Source organism: Streptomyces malaysiensis subsp. malaysiensis, assembly GCF_040653035.1.
In the GTDB taxonomy this organism is placed as follows: domain Bacteria; phylum Actinomycetota; class Actinomycetes; order Streptomycetales; family Streptomycetaceae; genus Streptomyces; species Streptomyces malaysiensis.
The window spans coordinates 259787-277888 of sequence record NZ_JBEZNG010000003.1 but is presented as its reverse complement, the minus strand read 5'-3'; the positions used below and the strand labels follow the sequence as shown (position 1 = coordinate 277888).

Here is an 18102-nt window from a genome sequence, read left to right as displayed (position 1 = left end):
TTTCGCTCAATCCACCAGCTCGCTGCCCGAATGGGAGAGCAGCCCGAGCTCCACCGCGCGCACCCCCGCCTGGAAACGCGAACTCGCGCCCACGTCCCGCATGATCGCCGCCACATGGCGGCGATAGGTGCGCAGCGAAATCTGGATCTTCTTGGCCGCGACGTCGTCGGTGTGCCCCTCGCGGAGCCGCTCGAGGATCACCCGCATGGAGTCCGAGCGGAGCCGATCGGCCAGCCTCAGATGTTCATGGACCGGCATCGCGCTGCCCCAGGCCCCGGCGAACATCAGATACAGCGCGCGCACGGAGGCGAGGTCGGTGTTGACGGTGGCGTAACGCCCGTCCCGCTCGGGTCCCGAACGCCCGAACGCCGCCTTGCCGTCGACGATGACGGTCCCGTGCAGATCGGCGTCGGTGATCCGGACCTCGAAGCCCAGCTGCCCGCCGCGCAGCGCGGCGAGGATGCCATGGGGGACCGCGAGCACCTGCGGAGTGCACAGCAGCCGGACGGTGACCCCGGACTTGGCCGCCGCGGCGAACCGCCCCATCAGCGCGAGCATCGGCCTGGCCCGCTCCAGAGCGCCCGGAACGATCACGCTGACGCTGTACTTGGCACCGGCCAGCAGAGGCCCGACGGCTTGCCCGACCGCCATTCCATCGGTGGCGAGCACCATGGGCGAGGGCTGCGGCGGAATGCTGCGGTGCAGGGTCACCGCCGATTCGATCAGCTCACATACCTGCTTGAGCGTCTCTTCTACGCCGTCGGATCTTCCACTCGAATTCGACAGTTCTGACATGACTCCCCCATGCGGTACGCGACAGCACCGCCGCGAACCCGTCGATGAACGCCGAGCGGCGGACGGCCGAGATATGGCCGCATCGACGACACCCGACGTTTTCCCCAGCGTTTTGATACGCGAATGACACGGGCAACCGAACTGCCCGTCTCCCCCCTGCATCGCCGTACATTCACGTACGTTCAAGTGCGCGTTGACCAGCGTGCGTTATCTCCGGAAGGCCGCCCCCTAGGCCGTGCGGCGGCGAGATTAGTTCGCCGACCGCGCCTCAGTCAACGCATCATAGTTGATAACGTTCGGATAAATCGGCCGACTCTCGAACGGAAACCGATTCCACTCCGCATCCGGGGCGCGGGATTGACATCAAGCTGCACATCTGTCCGGAATTACGGCTCGGACGATCACGCTCCGGGTGCGCAACGCAGTCGTACGGAGACGGTGCGCAATCAAAACGGTGCCCGATGACCGCTTGCTGTCAGCTATGCACCAACACCCGCCACATCACGGCCCGCTAACCCCGCACGCCACCCGGCAACTCCGTAAAGTACCAGGTCAGTTGGGCTCTTCACACCTCCGACGGCGAACCCCGCCCCGGACCGCGCCACCCCGACAGCGCCACGCTTTACACCGATCGGAGCGCCGTCCATGCACGGGCGCGGACCCGCCGCAAGGGTGCGATCCACCCCGTACCGGCCGAGACCGGCCCACCGGGTGCACCGCCGGGCTTCCGGTGACATGCCGCCCTCAAGCCGCCGCACACGCGTCCTTCATGTCGTCGATGAGCGCCAGCACCGCCCGCGCGGACGGAAGAATCGCCCACCCCGCCTTGGTCAGCTGAGTACCGGTGGAGTCCCGCGTGAAAAGCCGCACGCCCAAGGCTTGTTCAAGACACTTGATCTGGTAGCTGATGGCCGGCTGTGAATAATCGAGTGCTTTCGCCGCCTCATCCATACGTCCGATCTCGGCGATGGATACGAAGGCACGGAACTCACGCTCATGCATTTCTTCCCCCTGATATCCGCTTCAGCCCATATCAACGGATCGAATCCCGATAGGCAACAGCGGATGCAGGAAGCTGCAAGGGGCAACATCATCTGCCCCGCCGTACGCCCGGCACCGAACCGCCCCTCGCCGCCCGACCGCCCCCGGAGCCCGGCGTCCACCCCAGGCCACCGGCCCCGCCGCCACCCCGCGGGACGCGCCACGGAGGCGCCCCGGCAGACCCGCGGAGACCCCACGGCCGCCCCGATCGCCCCGATCGCCCCGAGACAAAGAAAAAACCGCAGAGTCACGTCTGTGATCTGCGGTTTCCAGAGCCGACTGTCGGGTTCGAACCGACGACCTTCGCTTTACAAGAGCGGTGCTCTACCAGCTGAGCTAAGTCGGCGTCCACAGCAGTGTACCCGTCCCCGTGGTGTGATCCGTTCGAAAAATTCTCGGGTCTCACCTAGAGACATGGCCGCCCTCGCCGGTATAACGTCACGCCAATCCACCTCCGGTGGACTAGACCCCTACCTTTACTCGGATCGTCCGGCACGTTCCTGCCGGTGAAGGGACATATCACCATGGCCACGGTCACGTATGACAAGGCGACCCGGGTGTACCCGGGCACTGAGAAGCCCGCTGTCGATCAGCTCGACATCTCGATCGAGGACGGCGAGTTCCTCGTACTCGTCGGCCCCTCCGGCTGCGGGAAGTCGACCTCCCTGCGGATGCTCGCGGGGCTGGAGGACGTCAACGGCGGCGCCATCCGGATCGGCGACCGCGATGTCACCCACCTGCCGCCGAAGGACCGGGACATCGCCATGGTGTTCCAGAACTACGCGCTGTACCCGCACATGTCCGTCGCCCAGAACATGGGCTTCGCGCTCAAGATCGCGGGCGTGAACAAGACCGAGATCCGGCAGAAGGTCGAGGACGCGGCGAAGATCCTCGACCTCACCGAGTACCTGGAGCGCAAGCCGAAGGCACTGTCCGGTGGTCAGCGGCAGCGTGTGGCGATGGGCCGGGCGATCGTCCGGGAGCCGCAGGTGTTCCTCATGGACGAGCCGCTGTCCAACCTGGACGCCAAGCTGCGTGTGCAGACGCGTACGCAGATCGCGAGCCTCCAGCGGCGTCTCGGCATCACGACGGTCTACGTCACGCACGACCAGGTCGAGGCCATGACCATGGGCGACCGGGTCGCGGTCCTCAAGGACGGGCTGCTCCAGCAGGTCGACTCGCCGCGCAACATGTACGACCGCCCCGCCAACCTCTTCGTCGCGGGCTTCATCGGCTCGCCGGCGATGAACCTCGTCGAGGTGCCGATCACCGACGGCGGTGTGAAGTTCGGCAACAGCGTCGTCCCGGTCTCGCGTGAGGCGCTGAGCGCCGCGTCGGACAACGGCGACCGCACGGTCACCGTGGGCGTCCGGCCCGAGCACTTCGACGTGGTCGAGCAGAACGGCGGCGCCGCCAAGGGCCTCGCCAAGACGTCCGACGACGCCCCGGCCGGTCTCGCCGTCACCGTCAACGTCGTCGAGGAGCTCGGCGCCGACGGCTACGTCTACGGCACCGCCGAGGTCGGCGGCGAGGTCAAGGACCTGGTGGTCCGCGTGAACGGGCGCCAGGTGCCGGAGAAGGGCGCTCAGCTGCACGTCGTGCCGCGGCCGGGCGAGACCCACGTCTTCTCGACCTCCTCCGGCGAGCGGCTCAGCGACTGAGCCCGATGCCCTGACGGTCATCCGAAGTCGTTCCGACGGCGCCGTCCGTCCGCTCCCCGCGGACGGGCGGCGCCGTCGCGTCGTACCCGTGCCGTGCTGCCCACGTTGTGCCCGTGCCGTGCTCACGCTGTGCTCGCACCGGGCGTCCCGGCCGGTGGCGCGGGGCACTCCCACGATGTTGTGTTGTCGATAAATTCCCCGACATTTCGAGCATTTCGCCCTCGAACGTCAACTCTTTGATCGCCAAGAGCGGCTTTCCGTCACCCGGGTTGGTGACTGAATGTCGCCAAATCGTCGCTCCTCGCTACGATCACCGCGTACCGCAGTTCCGTACCACCCACCCGCGAGGAACCGCCCCGTGAACACCGCAGCCCGCCGCATCGGCAGAACGCTCGCTCTCGTCCTCCCCGTCGTGCTCGTCCTCTCCGGCACCCTCGCGGTCACCCGCGTCCCCTGGGCCTCGCCGAGCGCCGAGTCGCAGATCCTCACCGCCTCCTCCGACCGGGCCTCCACGCACGCCACCCACCGGGCCCCGCACGAGCTGCTGCGCGATCGCCTGCTCGCCGAGCTCCAGGAGAAGAACCCCTCCGTGGCGCTCACCCACCTCCAGGTCGCCACCGCCGAACGGCCCTCGCTCGCCAAGCACTGCGCCTCCATCGCCCGCGCGCTCGGCCGCGCCGCGGTCGCCAAGTACGGCGGTGTGAGCCGCGCCCAGGGGTACGCCCGGCCCGTCTGCGACACCTCGTTCGCCTCCGGGATCACCCAGGCGTACCGCTGACCCGCGTCAGCCGCGCCGCCTGGGCCACGCGGCTGGCGGGCGTGCCCCGTCGCCGCCGCGCTGCCCGCTGCCGCGCTGCCCGCTGCCGCTCTTCCCGCCGTTCCCGCTCCGGCTCCGCCTACGGCGGTCCCCCCACCGCATATGGTGCGGTTCATGAGCGATGACGACGAGCGCAAACCCGGGCATCACCACCAGAGCGCGCGCCCCACACAAGCCGTCGTCCTGGCCGGCGGCCAGGGCTCGCGGCTGCGTCCGTACACCGACGACCGCCCCAAGCCGATGGTCGAGATCCCGGGCACCGGGACGCCGATCATCGGCCACCAGCTGGCCTGGCTGGCCGCCGAGGGCGTCACCGACGCCGTCGTCTCCTGCGGCCACCTCGCCGCCGTCCTCCAGGACTGGCTCGAGGCGGCGGAGCTGCCGCTGCGGGTGACGACCGTCGTCGAGAAGGAGCCGCTGGGGCGCGGCGGCGGCCTGAAGTTCGCCGCCGCCAGGCTCCCCCACCCCGACCGGCCCTGGTACGCCACCAACGGCGACATCTGGACCCGCTTCTCGCTTCGCGACATGGCGGACTTCCACGACGAGCGCGGCGCCACCGCCACGCTCGCCCTCGCCCGGCCGCGCATTCCGTGGGGGGCGGTGGAGACCAATGAGTTCGGGCATGTCCTGGACTTCATCGAGTCGCCGCCCTCGCCGTATCTCATCAACGCGGGCGTCTACGTCTTCTCCGCCGCCTTCACCGCGCTGCTGCCCGACCGGGGCGACCACGAGCGCACCACCTTCCCGCGCCTGGCGCGCGAGCGGCGGCTGGCGGGCTTCCCACTGCCCCAGGGCGCGTACTGGCGCGCCATCGACACCGCCAAGGATCTGACCGAGGCCGCGAAGGAACTCGCCGCGGGCCCGCCGCCGCACGGCCACGGCCCCTTCGACTCGGAGCCGGTGCCGCACGGCTGAGCCCACGGCTCAGCCGTGCGGCACCGCTGAGCCGCGACTCGTTCGGCACGACACCGGCGGTGCCGGGCCCGCCACCGCTCGCGGACACAGCACCACACAGCTGAGCCGCGCTTCGCTGGCACCGGGCCCGGACCCGGGGCGTCGGCCGCACCCACTGGTCCGTCCTCCGCCCACGGCCTCATCGCCAGCTGCGGGCAGTTCCCCACAGCCGAACCGCGACTAAGCCACTTCGGCGGTGCTGAGCGCAGGCCCAGGCCGTCACAGCCGCCCACAGGGCCGTCGGCCACCCGCGGCCTCGTCACCGCCCGCAAGCAGCACCGCTCAGCTGAGCCGCGGCCAAGCCGCGCTTCGATGGTGCCGGGCCTGGGCCCAGGTCGCCGACCGCCCACGGGGCCGCCAGCCGCCCGCAGCCTCGCCGCAGACCGCAGAGCTGAACCGCGCTGACCCGCTCCGGTGATACTGAGCGCGGCCCGGGGCGTCAGCCGCCCGCTGGTCCGTCGTACGCCCACGCACTCGCCGCCGACCGCGACAACTCCGCACAGCCAAGCCCCGGCTGCTCAGCCACGCTCCGGCAATACTGAGCACGAGCCCAAGCCCTCAGCCGCCCACAAGACCGCCCGCCGCGCGCGGCCTCGCCGTCGCACGCAAACAGGACCGTGAACCGCGGCTCAGCCACGCTCCGGCAATGCTGGGCACGGGCCCCGGCCGACAGCCGCCCTCTGGTCCGTCGTACGAACGCCCACGACCTCGTCACCGCCCACAGACAGCACACCGCACAGCTGAGCCGCGGCCAAGCCGCGCTTCGATGGTGCCGGGCCTGGGCCCGAACCGGCAGCCACCCACGAGGCCACCGTCCGCCCATAGCCTCGCTGCCGACCACAAACAGCGCCGTACGGGCCAGGCAGCCCTGGGCCCAGGCAGCGCCGTGCAAGGTCAGACAAACGCCGTACGCGCCGTGCGGACCCCGGCTCAGCCGAGGAGGCCGCCCAAGGCGGCCTCCTCGGCTGCCGGGTCGGTGTTGCTGTACGTGTTCTCCTCCGACGGGCCGCCCTCCGGGCCGCCCGCGGACAGCCCTCCCCCGGCGCCGCCCAGCGACGACGGGTCCGCCGTCGGGGCGAGGGGGTGGCGTGGGGTGCGAGGGGTGGTCCCCAGGCCCGGGCGCGGCCGCGATCCGCCGGTGGGGCGGCCGGAGATGCCGGACGCCGACTCCTCGGCGCTCGGCACGCCGGAGGAGGACGTCGACGCCGCGGTGTCCGAGGCGGACGGCTCCGGGTGGCGCGACAGCCGCTCACGCGGCGACGGGGCATCGGCCGATCCGGTGCCCGTGCCCACCGGCCCGCGCTGCCCGCCGCGCTTGCTCTCCGCGGGCTTGCTGGGCAGCGGTGAGCCGGGCAGGTTGTTCGTCGGCAGATCGCTGGGCTCCGGCGCCTTCACGACCTCCGAGGACCGTACGGCGGCACCCAGCATCGAACCGATCAGCAGCGTCAGCCCGGCGACCACCATCGCCATCACGCCGCCACGGCGCAGCACCCGCCGCCGCAGCTCCCACAGCCCGGCCCGGGGGCCGAGCCGCCGCCATGCCTCGCCGGTGAGCCGGGCGTCCACCGAGTAGACCGGCGCGCCCGCGATGATCAGCGGGCTCCAGGCGGCGAGGTAGATGATGTCGGGCGCGTCGTAGACCGGCACCGTACGCCAGCTCACGGTGACGATCAGCGCCGCGGACAGCAGCGCGCCGAACGCGGCGGCCAGCCGCTGCCAGAGCCCGAGCACCGTGAGCACGCCGACCACGATCTGGAGGAACGCCACGGTCAGCCCGGCGCCCACCGGATGCTCCAGCGCCAGGTCGCGCAGCGGCTCCGCGATCGGCCAGGGGTGGAGCGTGCGCAGCCAGGTGACCATCGAGCCACGCTCGCCGCCGTCGAAGTAGACGGGGTCGGAGAGCTTGCCCATCCCGCCGTAGACGCAGATGAAGCCGAGGAAGATGCGCAGCGGGAGCAGGACGACGCCGAGGTTCATCCGGCGCCCGGGGTAGTAGGCGTGGCGTACGGACTCGGAGTGGCGGCGCGGGCGCGGCAGCGGGGCGCGCCCCGGCTCCTGCCCATCGCCGTCGGTGGCGCCCGGCCGCACGGAGGACGCGCCGCGCCGCTCCGCCCCGGCCGCCCTGGCCACCTCGCTCGCCCCGCCCGCCGCGGCCGGGCGCTGCCGCCCGGACGACCGGGGCACGCTGTCCGTATGAGGGCTGCGCGGGCCGATGACCGTGGGCGTGTCGTCGTCGAAGGCGATCCGCGGCAGCACCTGCGTGGCGCCCACCACGTCATCGGCGCCCTCGCCGGACCGGGAGCGGCCCAGAGGGTCGTTCAGGCCGTCGGACAGAGTGTCGGCCGGACCCTCGGCGGAGTACCGCACGGCCTGGAGCAGCCGGGTCGCCGCGGTGTCCCCGCCGGGGCGGGTGCGGCCGCTCCACACCACGGGCGGCCGGCGCCGGCCCGGGGCCGGGACGCGGGCGAGCCGGGTCGTGTCCGCCAGCGCGCTGCTGACGACCGGCGTGCTGAGCTGCACCCGGAAGCTCGGGGCGTTGACGGCGACCTGCGCCGGATCGCATGGCACCTTGGCCATGGTCAGCTGCGGCTCGTCGTCAAATCCCCGCGCGCGTCCCGCCAGGGGCGAAGGCATGCGGGCGTTTCTGGTCTCCACGCCCAACTAACCGAGTGACGGACGGGAAAGACACTGCCGGGGACGTCCCGATCTGTCCGAGGCCCGTCAAGATCATCGCCCGGAGGCCAGGGCCCTACGGAGGCGTCCACGCCCCGCCCACGGCCCCACCGGTCACGCGTCGCGGCCGCACCACGACTCCACCGAGCCCGCACCGCGGCCGCATCACGGCCGCACCACGTCGCCACAGCGGCCGGACAACGACCGGACCACAACCGGACGGCGACCACGCGACCACCGGTCGACGCCGACAGCGCACACCCCTGCCAGGACTCGCGCGGCGGCCCGCACCAACCCCGCAACGGAGCCCGCAGCAGACCCCCGTCCCGCCTACGCCCGGCGGCGTGCCGCCTCGTAGAGGACGACGCCCGCCGCCACACCCGCGTTGAGCGACTCCGCGCCGCCCGGCATCGGGATCCGCACCCGCAGGTCGCAGGTCTCGCCCACCAGCCGGGAGAGCCCCTTCCCCTCGCTGCCGACGACGATCACGACCGGGCCGTCCAGCGCCTCGAGGTCCTGGAGCTCGACATCGCCGTCCGCCGCCAGGCCGACCACCATCAGGCCCGCCTTCTGGTAAGCCTCCAGCGTCCGGGTGAGGTTGGTCGCGCGGGCGACCGGGGTGCGGGCTGCGGTGCCCGCGGAGGTCTTCCAGGCGCCCGCGGTCATCCCGGCCGCGCGCCGCTCCGGTACGACCACGCCGTGGCCGCCGAAGGCGGACACCGAGCGGACCACCGCGCCCAGGTTGCGCGGGTCGGTGACGCCGTCGAGGGCGACGATCAGCGGGTCCTCGTCCTCGTCGAAGGCGGCCGCGCTCAGGTCCTCGGGGTGGGCGTACTCGTACGGCGGGACCTGGAGCACCAGGCCCTGGTGGTTCAGTCCGTTCGTCAGCCGGTCGAGCTCGGCCTTGGGGGCCTCCATGAGGTGGATGCCGCCGCGGTCGGCGGCCAGCTTCAGCGCCTCGCGCACCCGGTCGTCGCTGTCGATGAACTGCTGCACATACAAGGTGTTCGCCGGAACGCCCTCGCGCAGCGCCTCGACCACCGGATTACGGCCCACCACCATCTCGTTCGGCCCCTTGCCGCCGCGGCGCGGTACGGGTCGCTTGGCGGCCTGGCGGGCGCGGGCGTTGGCCACCCGCTGCTTGACGTGCCCCTTGCGCATCTCGGCGGGCGGGGTGGGCCCCTTGCCCTCGAGGCCCCGGCGCCGCTTACCGCCGCTGCCGACCGTCGCACCCTTCTTGTTGCTGGTACGGCGGTTCCTGCGCTGGCTGTTGCCGGCCATGAATGGTCACCTGTCTCTTCACTGCTCGGCGCTGCTCAGCAGGCGGCTCGAACGTCGAACGTCACACATCTGTGTGGTCGAAGGCGTCTGTGCGGTCATTTGTACGGTCACAAGTGTGCCGCCCGGGGCGCCGGGCGGCACAACACGGGAGGTCAGGGCCTCAGCGCTGACCCAGCTCCCAGCGCGGTCCGGACGGGGTGTCCTCGATCACCAGACCCGACTGCTGGAGCTGGTCGCGGATCGCGTCCGCCGTCGCGTAGTCCTTACGGGCCCGCGCGGCCTGCCGCTGCTCCAGGACCAGCCGGACGAGGGAGTCGACCACGCCGTGCAGATCCTCGCCGCGGTCCGAACCGCCCGCCCAGTGCTCATCGAGCGGATCGAGGCCCAACACGCCCAGCATGGCCCGCACTTCGGCGAGCCGGGCGACCGCCGCCTCCTTGTCGTCGGCGGTCAGGGCGGAGTTGCCCTGGCGGACGGTGGTGTGGACGACCGCGAGCGCCTGCGGCACCCCGAGGTCGTCGTCCATCGCCTCCGCGAAGGCGGGCGGCACCTCGGCCGCTGCCGGGACGGCCTTCCCCGCCTTCTCGGTCACCCGCTGGACGAAACCCTCGATCCGCGCGAACGCCGACTCCGCCTCGCGCAGGGCCTCCTCGCTGTACTCGATCATCGACCGGTAGTGCGGGGTGCCCAGGTAGTAGCGGAGCACGATCGGACGCCAGCGCTTGACCATCTCGGAGACCAGCACCGAGTTGCCGAGCGACTTGCTCATCTTCTCGCCGCTCATGGTCACCCAGGCGTTGTGCGCCCAGTAGGCGGCGAAGTCATCGCCGAACGCCTTGGCCTGCGCGATCTCGTTCTCATGGTGCGGGAAGATCAGGTCCACGCCGCCGCCGTGGATGTCGAAGGCGCGCCCGAGGTACTTGTGCGCCATCGCCGAGCACTCCAGATGCCAGCCGGGGCGGCCGCGCCCCCACGGGGTCTCCCAGCTGGGCTCCCCCGGCTTCGCCGCCTTCCACATGGCGAAATCGCGCGGGTCGCGCTTGCCGGTCTCGCCCTCGCCGGAGGGCTGGCGCAGCCCGTCCAGATCCTGGTTGGAGAGCCTCAGATACTCGGGGAACGAGCGCACATCGAAGTAGACATTGCCCTCGGCGGCATAGGCATGACCCCGGTCGATCAGCTCCCGCATCATCTCGATCATCTCGGGAACATGACCGGTGGCCCGCGGCTCATAGGTCACGGGCAGGCAGCCGAGGATGTCGTACGCCTGGTTGAAGGCGCGCTCGTTCTCGTAGCCGATCGCCCACCATGGGCGCTTCTGCTCCGCCGACTTCGCGATGATCTTGTCGTCGATGTCCGTGACATTGCGGATGAACGTCACGTCATAGCCGCGGTAGGCGAACCAGCGGCGCATGATGTCGAAGTTCAGCCCCGACCTGATGTGCCCGATGTGCGGGGCGGCCTGCACGGTGGCACCGCACAGGTAGATCGAGACACAGCCCGGCCTGAGCGGGACGAAGTCACGAATCTGCCGGGCGCTGGTGTCGTACAGGCGAATAGTCACGCATCAAGGGTAGTGGGAAGCGAACGGTGCCCCGTGCTCCTTCGACCACGGGGACACAGAAGCGTGACACTCCGGACGCGCGTGACACTCCGGACGCGCCCGCGCACCCCCGCCTCCCGTGCACCGGCGCCACCGCCGGAAAAGCGCCGGAGCCCCCGCCGAAAAGCGCCAGCGCCACCGCCGGAAAGCGCCGAAACCACCGCCGGGATACGGGTGCCACCACCGCGATACGGGCACTGCTGCCGCGATACAGGCGCTACCGGCACTACCGCCGGAACACCAGCGCCGTCGCGATCGCCGCGAGGCCCTCGGCGCGGCCGGTCAGACCGAGACCGTCCGTGGTGGTACCGGACACCGAGACGGGGGCGCCCACCGCCGCCGTCAGCGCCTTGATCGCCTCCTCGCGCCGTTTGCCGATCTTGGGGCGTACGCCGATCACCTGGATCGCCACATTGCCGATCCCGAAGCCCGCGTCCCCGACGATCCGGGCCGCCTCGGCGAGCAGCGTGGTGCCCGCGGCGCCGGACCACTCGGGGCGGTCGGTGCCGAAGTGGGCGCCGAGGTCGCCGAGCCCGGCGGCGGAGAACAGCGCGTCACAGGCGGCGTGCGCGGCCACATCGCCGTCGGAGTGACCGGCCAGACCGTACGGCTCGCCCTCCCACAGCAGCCCCGCGCACCACAGCTCACGGCCCTTCTCGAAGGCGTGCACATCCGTGCCGATGCCCACCAGGGGGAGCACCACCGGGTCAGAAGCCATCGTTCGCCCTCCTGCGGGCCAGGACCGCCTCGGCCAGCACCAGATCCAGCGGCCGGGTCACCTTGAACGCCTCCTCATGGCCGGGGACGACCACGACCTCGACGCCGAGCCGCTCGACCATGCCCGCGTCGTCCGTCGCACCGTCGCCCTCCAGGGCGATCTTCTCGTGGGCGGCCACGAGCGTGGCGCGGTCGAAGCCCTGCGGGGTCTGGACGGCGCGCAGCAGGGCGCGGTCGGGGGTGCCGACGACCGGCTCGGGCTCACCGGCCCGCTCCCCGGTGCGCGGCTCGACCTCCTTCACGGTGTCGGCCAGCGGCAGCGCGGGCACGACGGCGGGCGCCCCGTCCCGTACGGCGGCGACGACCGCGTCCACCGTGTCCACCGGCACCAGCGGCCGCGCCGCGTCGTGCACCAGCACGGTGGTGACGGTCTCGGGGACGGCGGCCAGCCCCTTGCGCACCGACTCCTGGCGGGTCTCGCCGCCGGGCACGACCACCACCTCGGTGGTGTCGGTGAGGCTGCCGCTCAGCGGATACGCGTCCAGCAGCAGCCGCACCTCGTCGGCGCCGTCCGGCGGGGCGACCACGACGACGAGGGAGACGGAACGGGATCCGGCCATCGCCCGTACGGCGTGGACGAGCATGGGCGTGCCGCTCAGCGGGCGCAGCGCCTTGGGGGCGCCCGGACCCAGCCGCACTCCGCGGCCCGCGGCGGGGATCACGGCGGCGGTACGGGCGGTTCGACCGGACGCTCCGGAGCCGCCGTGATCCTGGGTTGCGGACATTGAGTTGGCGTTCAGGTTTGCTTCCTCAGCCGAAATGGGTATGGCCACAGCGTGCCGGGCGCGATGCCCCGACCGGCCCCTTCCGTGACGACTGGTCGAGCCAGCTGCCCGGGCCCGGCACACCTCTACACCGCGCACCGTGGCGCGGATGCACCCATCGGCACAGGGTGCGGTGACCGGGGGCTCAGGAGATCGCGTTCAAGGGATCACAGCGTCCGGCAGGTACGCATGCCGCAGCGCCCGGCGACAGACTTGGCGGGATCAGGTCTGAGTCACTCGGGCACCACGGCATTGATATGTCAGGACGCGAGAACCTCGTCGAGCAGGGCCTCGGCCTTGTCCTCATTGGTGCTCTCGGCGAGAGCGAGCTCGCTCACCAGAATCTGGCGGGCCTTGGCGAGCATGCGCTTCTCACCGGCGGAGAGTCCGCGCTCACGCTCTCGGCGCCACAGGTCACGCACGACCTCGGCGACCTTGATCACATCGCCGGAGGCGAGCTTCTCGAGATTTGCCTTGTAGCGACGGGACCAGTTCGTCGGCTCTTCCGCATACGGTGCGCGCAGCACCTCGAAGACCCGATCCAGCCCGTCCTGGCCGACCACATCACGCACACCGACGAACTCCGCATTGTCCGCCGGCACACGAACCGTCAGGTCACCCTGAGCGACCTTGAGCACCAAGTAGGTCTTGTCCACGCCTTTGATCTGGCGAGTTTCGATGGCCTCGATCAGCGCGGCCCCGTGATGGGGATAGACCACGGTGTCGCCAACCTTGAACGTCATGTGACAGGTACCCCTTCCGTGGCTATCCAGGGTAACACGGGAACGCCTTCTTCTGAATGGCGTTTTCGCAGGTCAGGGCATATCTCGGGGCTTGACAAGTGCGGCACGAACGTGCTGCACGGAGCCTGCGGAACCGGGTATTCGCAGGTGGGAGCGGCTGTCCGGGCACCGGGAAACCCGCCCGTTACGTACCGGAAGAGCCCCCGACGAGTGGTCGTACGTCCCGTTTTGCCGGAGTCCGGTCGATGGACTTCCGCTACTCCGTTCGGATCAGGAGCGGGGGATCCGGCACCGATTCGCGAATTGATCACGAACTTGATCACGCAGAGCGGATCAAGTCTGTGATCAATTCTCGGACATGCATGGATTCCTTACCGATAATCTCCCGCGCGACCCGTCGAGCCGATATTCGGGACGGTGTCACACCCACCTCGTAAGGCACACCCGAACCTCGTAACCCACCCGGTAACCAGGATCGCACGGGTGCCCCACCCCGGGTCCGGTCGCCTTGAGGCGGGTCGGGTGCGGGCCGAAGAGGGCGGATCGGTAATCTAAGCGCGCTGATCCAACCTTTACCTCGTCCTAGGAGATGCCGCCGCCGTGAGCAGCAGCCTTCGACGCGGCGCCCTCGCCGCAGCCGCCATCGTGGTCTCGGTCGCCCCGCTCTCCGCCTGCGGAGCCGGGAAAGACGCGCAGACACTGGGGGTCAAGCCCGACAACGCCGCGACCGCTGTCGGCGATATCAAGATCCAGAACGCCACCGTGGTGACCCAGCCGGACCGCAAGGCCGTTGGCCCGGCCGTCGTCACCGGCAGGCTCTTCAACAACGGCAAGAAGGACCAGACCGTCAAGGCCGTCTCCCTCCCCGGCACCGACGCCCGGGTGAAGCTCTCCCCGGCCAAGGGCAAGGGCCCGGTCGTGGTCCCGGCCGGCGGCTCGGTGGCCTTCGGCGGCAAGGGCAACGCCTCCGCCGTCATCAGCGACGGGCGCGAGGCCGCCCAGGACGGCAACGCGCAGCGGATCGTCTTCGACCTCAGCTCGACCGGCAATGTCCCGATCACCGCGTTCGTGGTCCCGGCGAAGAGCTACTTCGAGGGCTGGGGCCCGTCCGAGCTGCCCACCGCCAAGCCGTCGGGCTCGGCGACCCCCGGCGGTACGCCCAGTGGCACGCCCAGCGGCACCCCGTCCGGCTCGGCGAGCAACAAGCCGGGCGGTACGGCGAGCGGCCAGCCGGGCACCGATGCGAGCAGTGGCGCCCCGAACGGCATCGCCTCCGGCGAGCCCAACCCGAACGGCACCGATCACTGACACGGGTCCGCCGGGCCCGCGCGGGCATGCGCGAGGGCGGCCCTGGAGCTCTCCAGCCCTCCAGGGCCGCCCTCGCGCATGAGCCGGTTCCCCGCGGCTCATGCCCGGTGGTCCACCGCCCGAGTCCCCTCCCCCGTGCGCCCCTCGCACCGCTCGGCCCTGGCGGGCCGCACGGGCTTCGGGACGCCGTGCCGGACTCCGTCCGGCGGTCCGGGGCCGGGGCCGGGGCCCGATTCTTACGGCTCGAACTTGTAGCCCAGACCCCGCACCGTCACCAGGTAACGAGGCGCGCCCGGGTCGGGCTCGATCTTGGCCCGGAGCCGTTTGACATGGACGTCGAGCGTCTTGGTGTCGCCCACATAGTCCGCGCCCCAGACGCGGTCGATCAGCTGCATACGGGTCAGCACCCGGCCCGCGTTGCGCAGCAACATCTCCAGCAGGTCGAACTCCTTCAGCGGGAGGTCCACCTTGCCGCCGCCGACCGTGACCACATGGCGGTCCACGTCCATCCGGACCGGTCCGGCCTCCAGGGCCGCGGGGGTGACCTCCTCCGGCTCGCCGCGGCGGCGCAGTACGGCCCTGATCCGGGCAACCAGCTCGCGCGAGGAGAAGGGCTTGGTCACATAGTCGTCGGCGCCTATCTCCAGCCCGACCACCTTGTCGATCTCGCTGTCCTTGGCGGTCACCATGATCACCGGGACATTGGACCGGCCGCGCAGCTGGCGGCAGACCTCCGTACCGGGCAGGCCCGGCAGCATCAGGTCGAGCAGCACCAGGTCGGCGCCGTTCCGCTCGAACTCATCGAGGCCCTCGGGGCCCGTGGTCGCGATGGCGACCTCGAATCCCTCCTTGCGAAGCATGTACGACAGCGCGTCGCTGAACGATTCCTCGTCCTCGACGACCAGAACTCGGGTCACGGAAGGACCTCCGGGGCTGAGAGTGGTTCATTGGTGAAGGTCTCGTACGGCCGGCCGTGCTCCTCGCCATCGAGGTCCGCTCCGGTCTCGTACGACTCGCTCGACTCGCGCGTCCGGCTCCGCGAGCGGTCCCGGTCCCTCGCCGCACCGGCTTCCGGGAGTCTCAGGGTGAAGGTGGAGCCCTGTCCTTCGGCGCTCCACACGGTGACCTCTCCGCCGTGCGAGGCGGCCACATGCTTGACGATGGCGAGCCCGAGCCCGGTCCCGCCGGTCTGCCGCGAGCGGGCCGGGTCGACCCGGTAGAAGCGCTCGAAGACCCGCTCGCGGTCCTTCTCGGAGATGCCTATGCCCTGGTCGGTCACGGCGACCTCGATCAGATCCCCGCCGGTCGCGGGGATGCGGCGGGCGGCGATACCGACCCGGGTACGGGCCGGGCTGTAGTTGACCGCGTTCTCGACGAGGTTGCCGAGTGCGGCGGCCAGCTGGCCTCGGTTGCCCCATACGTGCAGGTCGGCGGTGCCGCCCGTGGCCATCGTGATCTGCTTGGTGCCCGCCTGGTGGCGGCACCGGTCGATGGCCTCGGCGACGAGCTCGTCCACCCGGACCGGTTCGGCGTCCTCCAGCGGATCGTCGTTCTGCACCCGGGAGAGGTCGATCAGCTCCTGGACCAGGCTGGTCAGCCGGGTCGCCTCGACCTGCATCCGGCCGGCGAAGCGGGTGACCGCCTCCGGGTCGTCGGACGCGTCCATCACGGCCTCGGACAGCAGGGACAGCGCGCCGACCGGGGTCTTGAGCTCATGGCTGACGTTGGCGACGAAGTCGCGCCGTACGGCCTCGATCCGGCGGGCCTCGGTGAGGTCCTCCACGAGCAGCAGGACCAGCCGGGAACCCAGCGGGGCCACTCTGGCCGAGACCGCGAGCGCGTCGCCGCCCCGGCCGGTGCCGCGGCGCGGCAGATCCAGCTCGATCTGCCGGATCTCACCGTCCCGCCGGGTGTCGCGGGCCATCGCCAGCATCGGCTCGACGGCCAGCTTGCCGCCGCGCACCAGGCCCAGTGCGTACGCGGCCGAGCTGGCCTTGACGACGGCGTCCGCCTCGTCGAGGACGACGGCGGAGGAACGCAGCACCGAAAGCACCGTGTCCACGCCGGGCGGCAGCACGGCGTCGGTATGCAGCGAGGAGCGCGTAGGCTTCGCCTGTTCGCGCTCACTCCAGCGGAACGCCAGCATGGCGATGACGCCGGTGCACAACCCGGCGAGCGCCGCCACTGCGGCGATCGCCGCGTTCACGTTCATGCGTCCAGGTTATGCGGGCGGTGAGACCCCTCCACAGCCTTGTGACGATCCCCTCGGTCAGACGTTGCCGAGAGTTCACCGGGGCGTCGGTATCGGTTCACTCCGGACGTTTCGACAGGCCGGTGTCACACGGGCGAGCCGGGGGTGCGTTGCCGAGAGTTCACCCGGGAGTCAGCTGTGATTAACGCCCGATGCCGGAAGCGGACGCGTTTCGGCCGGAGCGTGGAAGTGTGGGGCCCCCGGGGGCATGAGCCACGGAGATCTGCCAGAAATTTGTCAGAGATCGTCACCGAGAGTCAGTGAAAGAGGTCATGATGCGGGACGCGTACCACGAGGAGCTTGATTCGATCGGGGACGGCCTGGTCGACATGGCCCGGCTCGTCGGTTCGGCCATCGGCCGTGCCACCACCGCCATTCTCGACGCGGACCTCAAGCTCGCCGAGAGCGTCATCGCCGCCGATGAGAAGGTCGATGATCTTCAGCGGGACCTGGAGGGACGGGCGATAGCCCTGCTCGCCCGGCAGCAGCCGGTCGCCACCGACCTGCGGATCGTGGTGACCAGCCTCCGGATGAGCGCCGACCTGGAGCGCTCCGGCGACCTCGCGCAGCATGTCGCCAAGCTGGCCCGGCTCCGCTTCCCGGACACGGCCGTACCGCACGATCTGCACGCCACGATCCTGGAGATGGGTCAGCTCGCCCAGCGGCTGATGGCGAAGTCCGCCGAGGTGATCATCACCAAGGACGTCGACCTCGCGCTCCAGCTGGAGCAGGACGACGACGCGATGGACCTGCTGCACCGCGCCCTCTTCCAGCACCTGATGGACGACCGCTGGAAGCACGGCATCGAGACGGCCGTGGACGTCACGCTGCTGGGCCGCTACTACGAGCGGTTCGCGGACCACGCGGTCTCGGTCGCCAAGCGCGTCGTCTACCTGGTCACCGGTGAGCACGCCGACGAGATCGCCCCGCAGGGAGACGTCGAAGGGGCGTGAGCCTCCGCGACGGCGTGCATCGAAGCGCCGTCGACGCGCCCCTGCGCGCGGTCGCCGGGTCGTCGGCACCATGGGCGGCAGGTGACATGACCCCTCCCGAGGAGGAGACGCATGGCGGACCTCTCCAAGCCCGAACCCGCTCCGACGCACCCCGTCGGCCACCCCGTCGGCGCCTGCGGCTGCGGCTCGAGCTGCGGCTGTGGCTGCCAGTCCGGCGGCCCGTGTCAGTGCGGCGGCAACTGCGGCTGACCTCGGCCCGGCCGAGACGACCGGCACGACCGACACAACCGACACGACAGAGGGCCTGGGACCGGTGACCGGTCCCAGGCCCTCTGTCGTGGCTCCCGGTCGCCCGGGAACTCCTGTGTCTCCCAGGCTGTCTTGCGTCGGCACCTCCGGCGCGTCCCGCCCGAGGTGCGGTCGGAGTCGGAAGCGGCGAGCCTGGTGCTGTGACTCCGCCCCCACCTGAGGGAGGGGGCTTCCA

The 18102-nt window shown here is 70.9% G+C and carries 15 protein-coding genes and 1 tRNA gene; 5 read left to right on the top strand and 11 right to left on the bottom strand.

Annotated features, from left to right (window positions below):
• Positions 1-6: 6 nt before the first annotated feature.
• The 3 genes from AB0E24_RS08360 to AB0E24_RS08350 all read right to left on the bottom strand — a co-directional run bounded on the left by AB0E24_RS08360 (position 7) and on the right by AB0E24_RS08350 (position 2182).
• Entirely contained in the window at positions 7-795 is a 789-nt protein-coding gene (locus AB0E24_RS08360) for a helix-turn-helix transcriptional regulator (RefSeq protein WP_174884815.1), read from the bottom strand.
• Between the two features lie 744 nt (positions 796-1539).
• The gene (locus AB0E24_RS08355) at positions 1540-1797 is read right to left on the bottom strand and encodes a LysR family transcriptional regulator (RefSeq protein ID WP_359375535.1); all 258 of its coding nucleotides are present in this window, start codon (positions 1795-1797) and stop codon (positions 1540-1542) included.
• Between the two features lie 312 nt (positions 1798-2109).
• A tRNA-Thr gene (locus AB0E24_RS08350) sits at positions 2110-2182 on the bottom strand.
• Between the two features lie 178 nt (positions 2183-2360).
• On the opposite strand from AB0E24_RS08350, the gene AB0E24_RS08345 reads away from it, so the two are divergent.
• From AB0E24_RS08345 to AB0E24_RS08335, 3 genes are all read left to right on the top strand, one after another.
• The gene (locus tag AB0E24_RS08345) at positions 2361-3497 is read left to right on the top strand and encodes an ABC transporter ATP-binding protein (RefSeq protein WP_069875151.1); all 1137 of its coding nucleotides are present in this window, start codon (positions 2361-2363) and stop codon (positions 3495-3497) included.
• 358 nt (positions 3498-3855) lie between these two features.
• On the top strand, positions 3856-4275 hold the full coding sequence (locus tag AB0E24_RS08340; protein WP_069875118.1) for a hypothetical protein: 420 nt from the start codon (positions 3856-3858) through the stop codon (positions 4273-4275).
• A 153-nt stretch (positions 4276-4428) separates the two neighbouring features.
• Positions 4429-5229, top strand: coding sequence for a nucleotidyltransferase family protein (locus tag AB0E24_RS08335; protein WP_069875153.1), 801 nt, complete (start codon positions 4429-4431; stop codon positions 5227-5229).
• Between the two features lie 969 nt (positions 5230-6198).
• On the opposite strand, the gene AB0E24_RS08330 is transcribed toward AB0E24_RS08335, so the two are convergent.
• From AB0E24_RS08330 to AB0E24_RS08305, 6 genes are all read right to left on the bottom strand, one after another.
• The gene (locus tag AB0E24_RS08330; protein ID WP_359375531.1) at positions 6199-7902 is read right to left on the bottom strand and encodes a DoxX family protein; all 1704 of its coding nucleotides are present in this window, start codon (positions 7900-7902) and stop codon (positions 6199-6201) included.
• Between the two features lie 369 nt (positions 7903-8271).
• Entirely contained in the window at positions 8272-9222 is a 951-nt protein-coding gene (rlmB, locus tag AB0E24_RS08325; RefSeq protein ID WP_069875120.1) for a 23S rRNA (guanosine(2251)-2'-O)-methyltransferase RlmB, read from the bottom strand.
• Between the two features lie 160 nt (positions 9223-9382).
• Positions 9383-10783 (bottom strand): cysteine--tRNA ligase, encoded by a 1401-nt coding sequence (gene cysS / locus AB0E24_RS08320; RefSeq protein WP_079258069.1) that lies wholly within the window; start codon positions 10781-10783, stop codon positions 9383-9385.
• 265 nt (positions 10784-11048) lie between these two features.
• Positions 11049-11540, bottom strand: a complete 492-nt coding sequence (gene ispF / locus AB0E24_RS08315) for a 2-C-methyl-D-erythritol 2,4-cyclodiphosphate synthase (protein ID WP_359375528.1) — start codon at positions 11538-11540, stop codon at positions 11049-11051.
• On the bottom strand, positions 11530-12324 hold the full coding sequence (gene ispD, locus AB0E24_RS08310) for a 2-C-methyl-D-erythritol 4-phosphate cytidylyltransferase (protein ID WP_069875127.1): 795 nt from the start codon (positions 12322-12324) through the stop codon (positions 11530-11532). Before ispD ends, ispF begins: the two co-directional genes overlap by 11 nt.
• A 299-nt stretch (positions 12325-12623) precedes the next feature.
• Entirely contained in the window at positions 12624-13106 is a 483-nt protein-coding gene (locus tag AB0E24_RS08305; RefSeq protein ID WP_009716930.1) for a CarD family transcriptional regulator, read from the bottom strand.
• Positions 13107-13706: 600 nt separating this feature from the next.
• Here AB0E24_RS08305 and AB0E24_RS08300 point away from each other — a divergent pair.
• On the top strand, positions 13707-14414 hold the full coding sequence (locus AB0E24_RS08300; RefSeq protein WP_069875129.1) for a DUF461 domain-containing protein: 708 nt from the start codon (positions 13707-13709) through the stop codon (positions 14412-14414).
• Between the two features lie 236 nt (positions 14415-14650).
• On the opposite strand, the gene phoP is transcribed toward AB0E24_RS08300, so the two are convergent.
• Both phoP and phoR read right to left on the bottom strand, forming a co-directional pair.
• Positions 14651-15331 carry a two-component system response regulator PhoP gene (gene phoP / locus AB0E24_RS08295; protein ID WP_037960596.1) on the bottom strand — a complete coding sequence of 227 codons (681 nt, stop codon included), beginning with the start codon at positions 15329-15331 and terminating at the stop codon, positions 14651-14653.
• Positions 15328-16626, bottom strand: a complete 1299-nt coding sequence (gene phoR, locus AB0E24_RS08290) for a two-component system sensor histidine kinase PhoR (protein WP_069875131.1) — start codon at positions 16624-16626, stop codon at positions 15328-15330. The genes phoP and phoR overlap by 4 nt, the downstream gene beginning before the upstream one ends.
• A gap of 314 nt (positions 16627-16940) precedes the next feature.
• On the opposite strand from phoR, the gene phoU reads away from it, so the two are divergent.
• The gene (phoU, locus tag AB0E24_RS08285) at positions 16941-17618 is read left to right on the top strand and encodes a phosphate signaling complex protein PhoU (RefSeq protein WP_069875157.1); all 678 of its coding nucleotides are present in this window, start codon (positions 16941-16943) and stop codon (positions 17616-17618) included.
• Positions 17619-18102: the final 484 nt, after the last annotated feature.

Excerpts from the sequence above, each read along its gene's own strand:
- AB0E24_RS08360 (WP_174884815.1), bottom strand. The coding sequence starts at position 795 with ATGTCAGAACTGTCGAATTCGAGTGGAAGATCCGACGGCGTAGAAGAG.
- AB0E24_RS08355 (WP_359375535.1), bottom strand. The coding sequence starts at position 1,797 with ATGCATGAGCGTGAGTTCCGTGCCTTCGTATCCATCGCCGAGATCGGA.
- AB0E24_RS08345 (WP_069875151.1), top strand. The coding sequence starts at position 2,361 with ATGGCCACGGTCACGTATGACAAGGCGACCCGGGTGTACCCGGGCACT.
- AB0E24_RS08335 (WP_069875153.1), top strand. The coding sequence starts at position 4,429 with ATGAGCGATGACGACGAGCGCAAACCCGGGCATCACCACCAGAGCGCG.
- AB0E24_RS08330 (WP_359375531.1), bottom strand. The coding sequence starts at position 7,902 with ATGCCTTCGCCCCTGGCGGGACGCGCGCGGGGATTTGACGACGAGCCG.
- rlmB (WP_069875120.1), bottom strand. The coding sequence starts at position 9,222 with ATGGCCGGCAACAGCCAGCGCAGGAACCGCCGTACCAGCAACAAGAAG.
- ispF (WP_359375528.1), bottom strand. The coding sequence starts at position 11,540 with ATGGCTTCTGACCCGGTGGTGCTCCCCCTGGTGGGCATCGGCACGGAT.
- ispD (WP_069875127.1), bottom strand. The coding sequence starts at position 12,324 with ATGTCCGCAACCCAGGATCACGGCGGCTCCGGAGCGTCCGGTCGAACC.
- AB0E24_RS08305 (WP_009716930.1), bottom strand. The coding sequence starts at position 13,106 with ATGACGTTCAAGGTTGGCGACACCGTGGTCTATCCCCATCACGGGGCC.
- phoR (WP_069875131.1), bottom strand. The coding sequence starts at position 16,626 with ATGAACGTGAACGCGGCGATCGCCGCAGTGGCGGCGCTCGCCGGGTTG.
- phoU (WP_069875157.1), top strand. The coding sequence starts at position 16,941 with ATGCGGGACGCGTACCACGAGGAGCTTGATTCGATCGGGGACGGCCTG.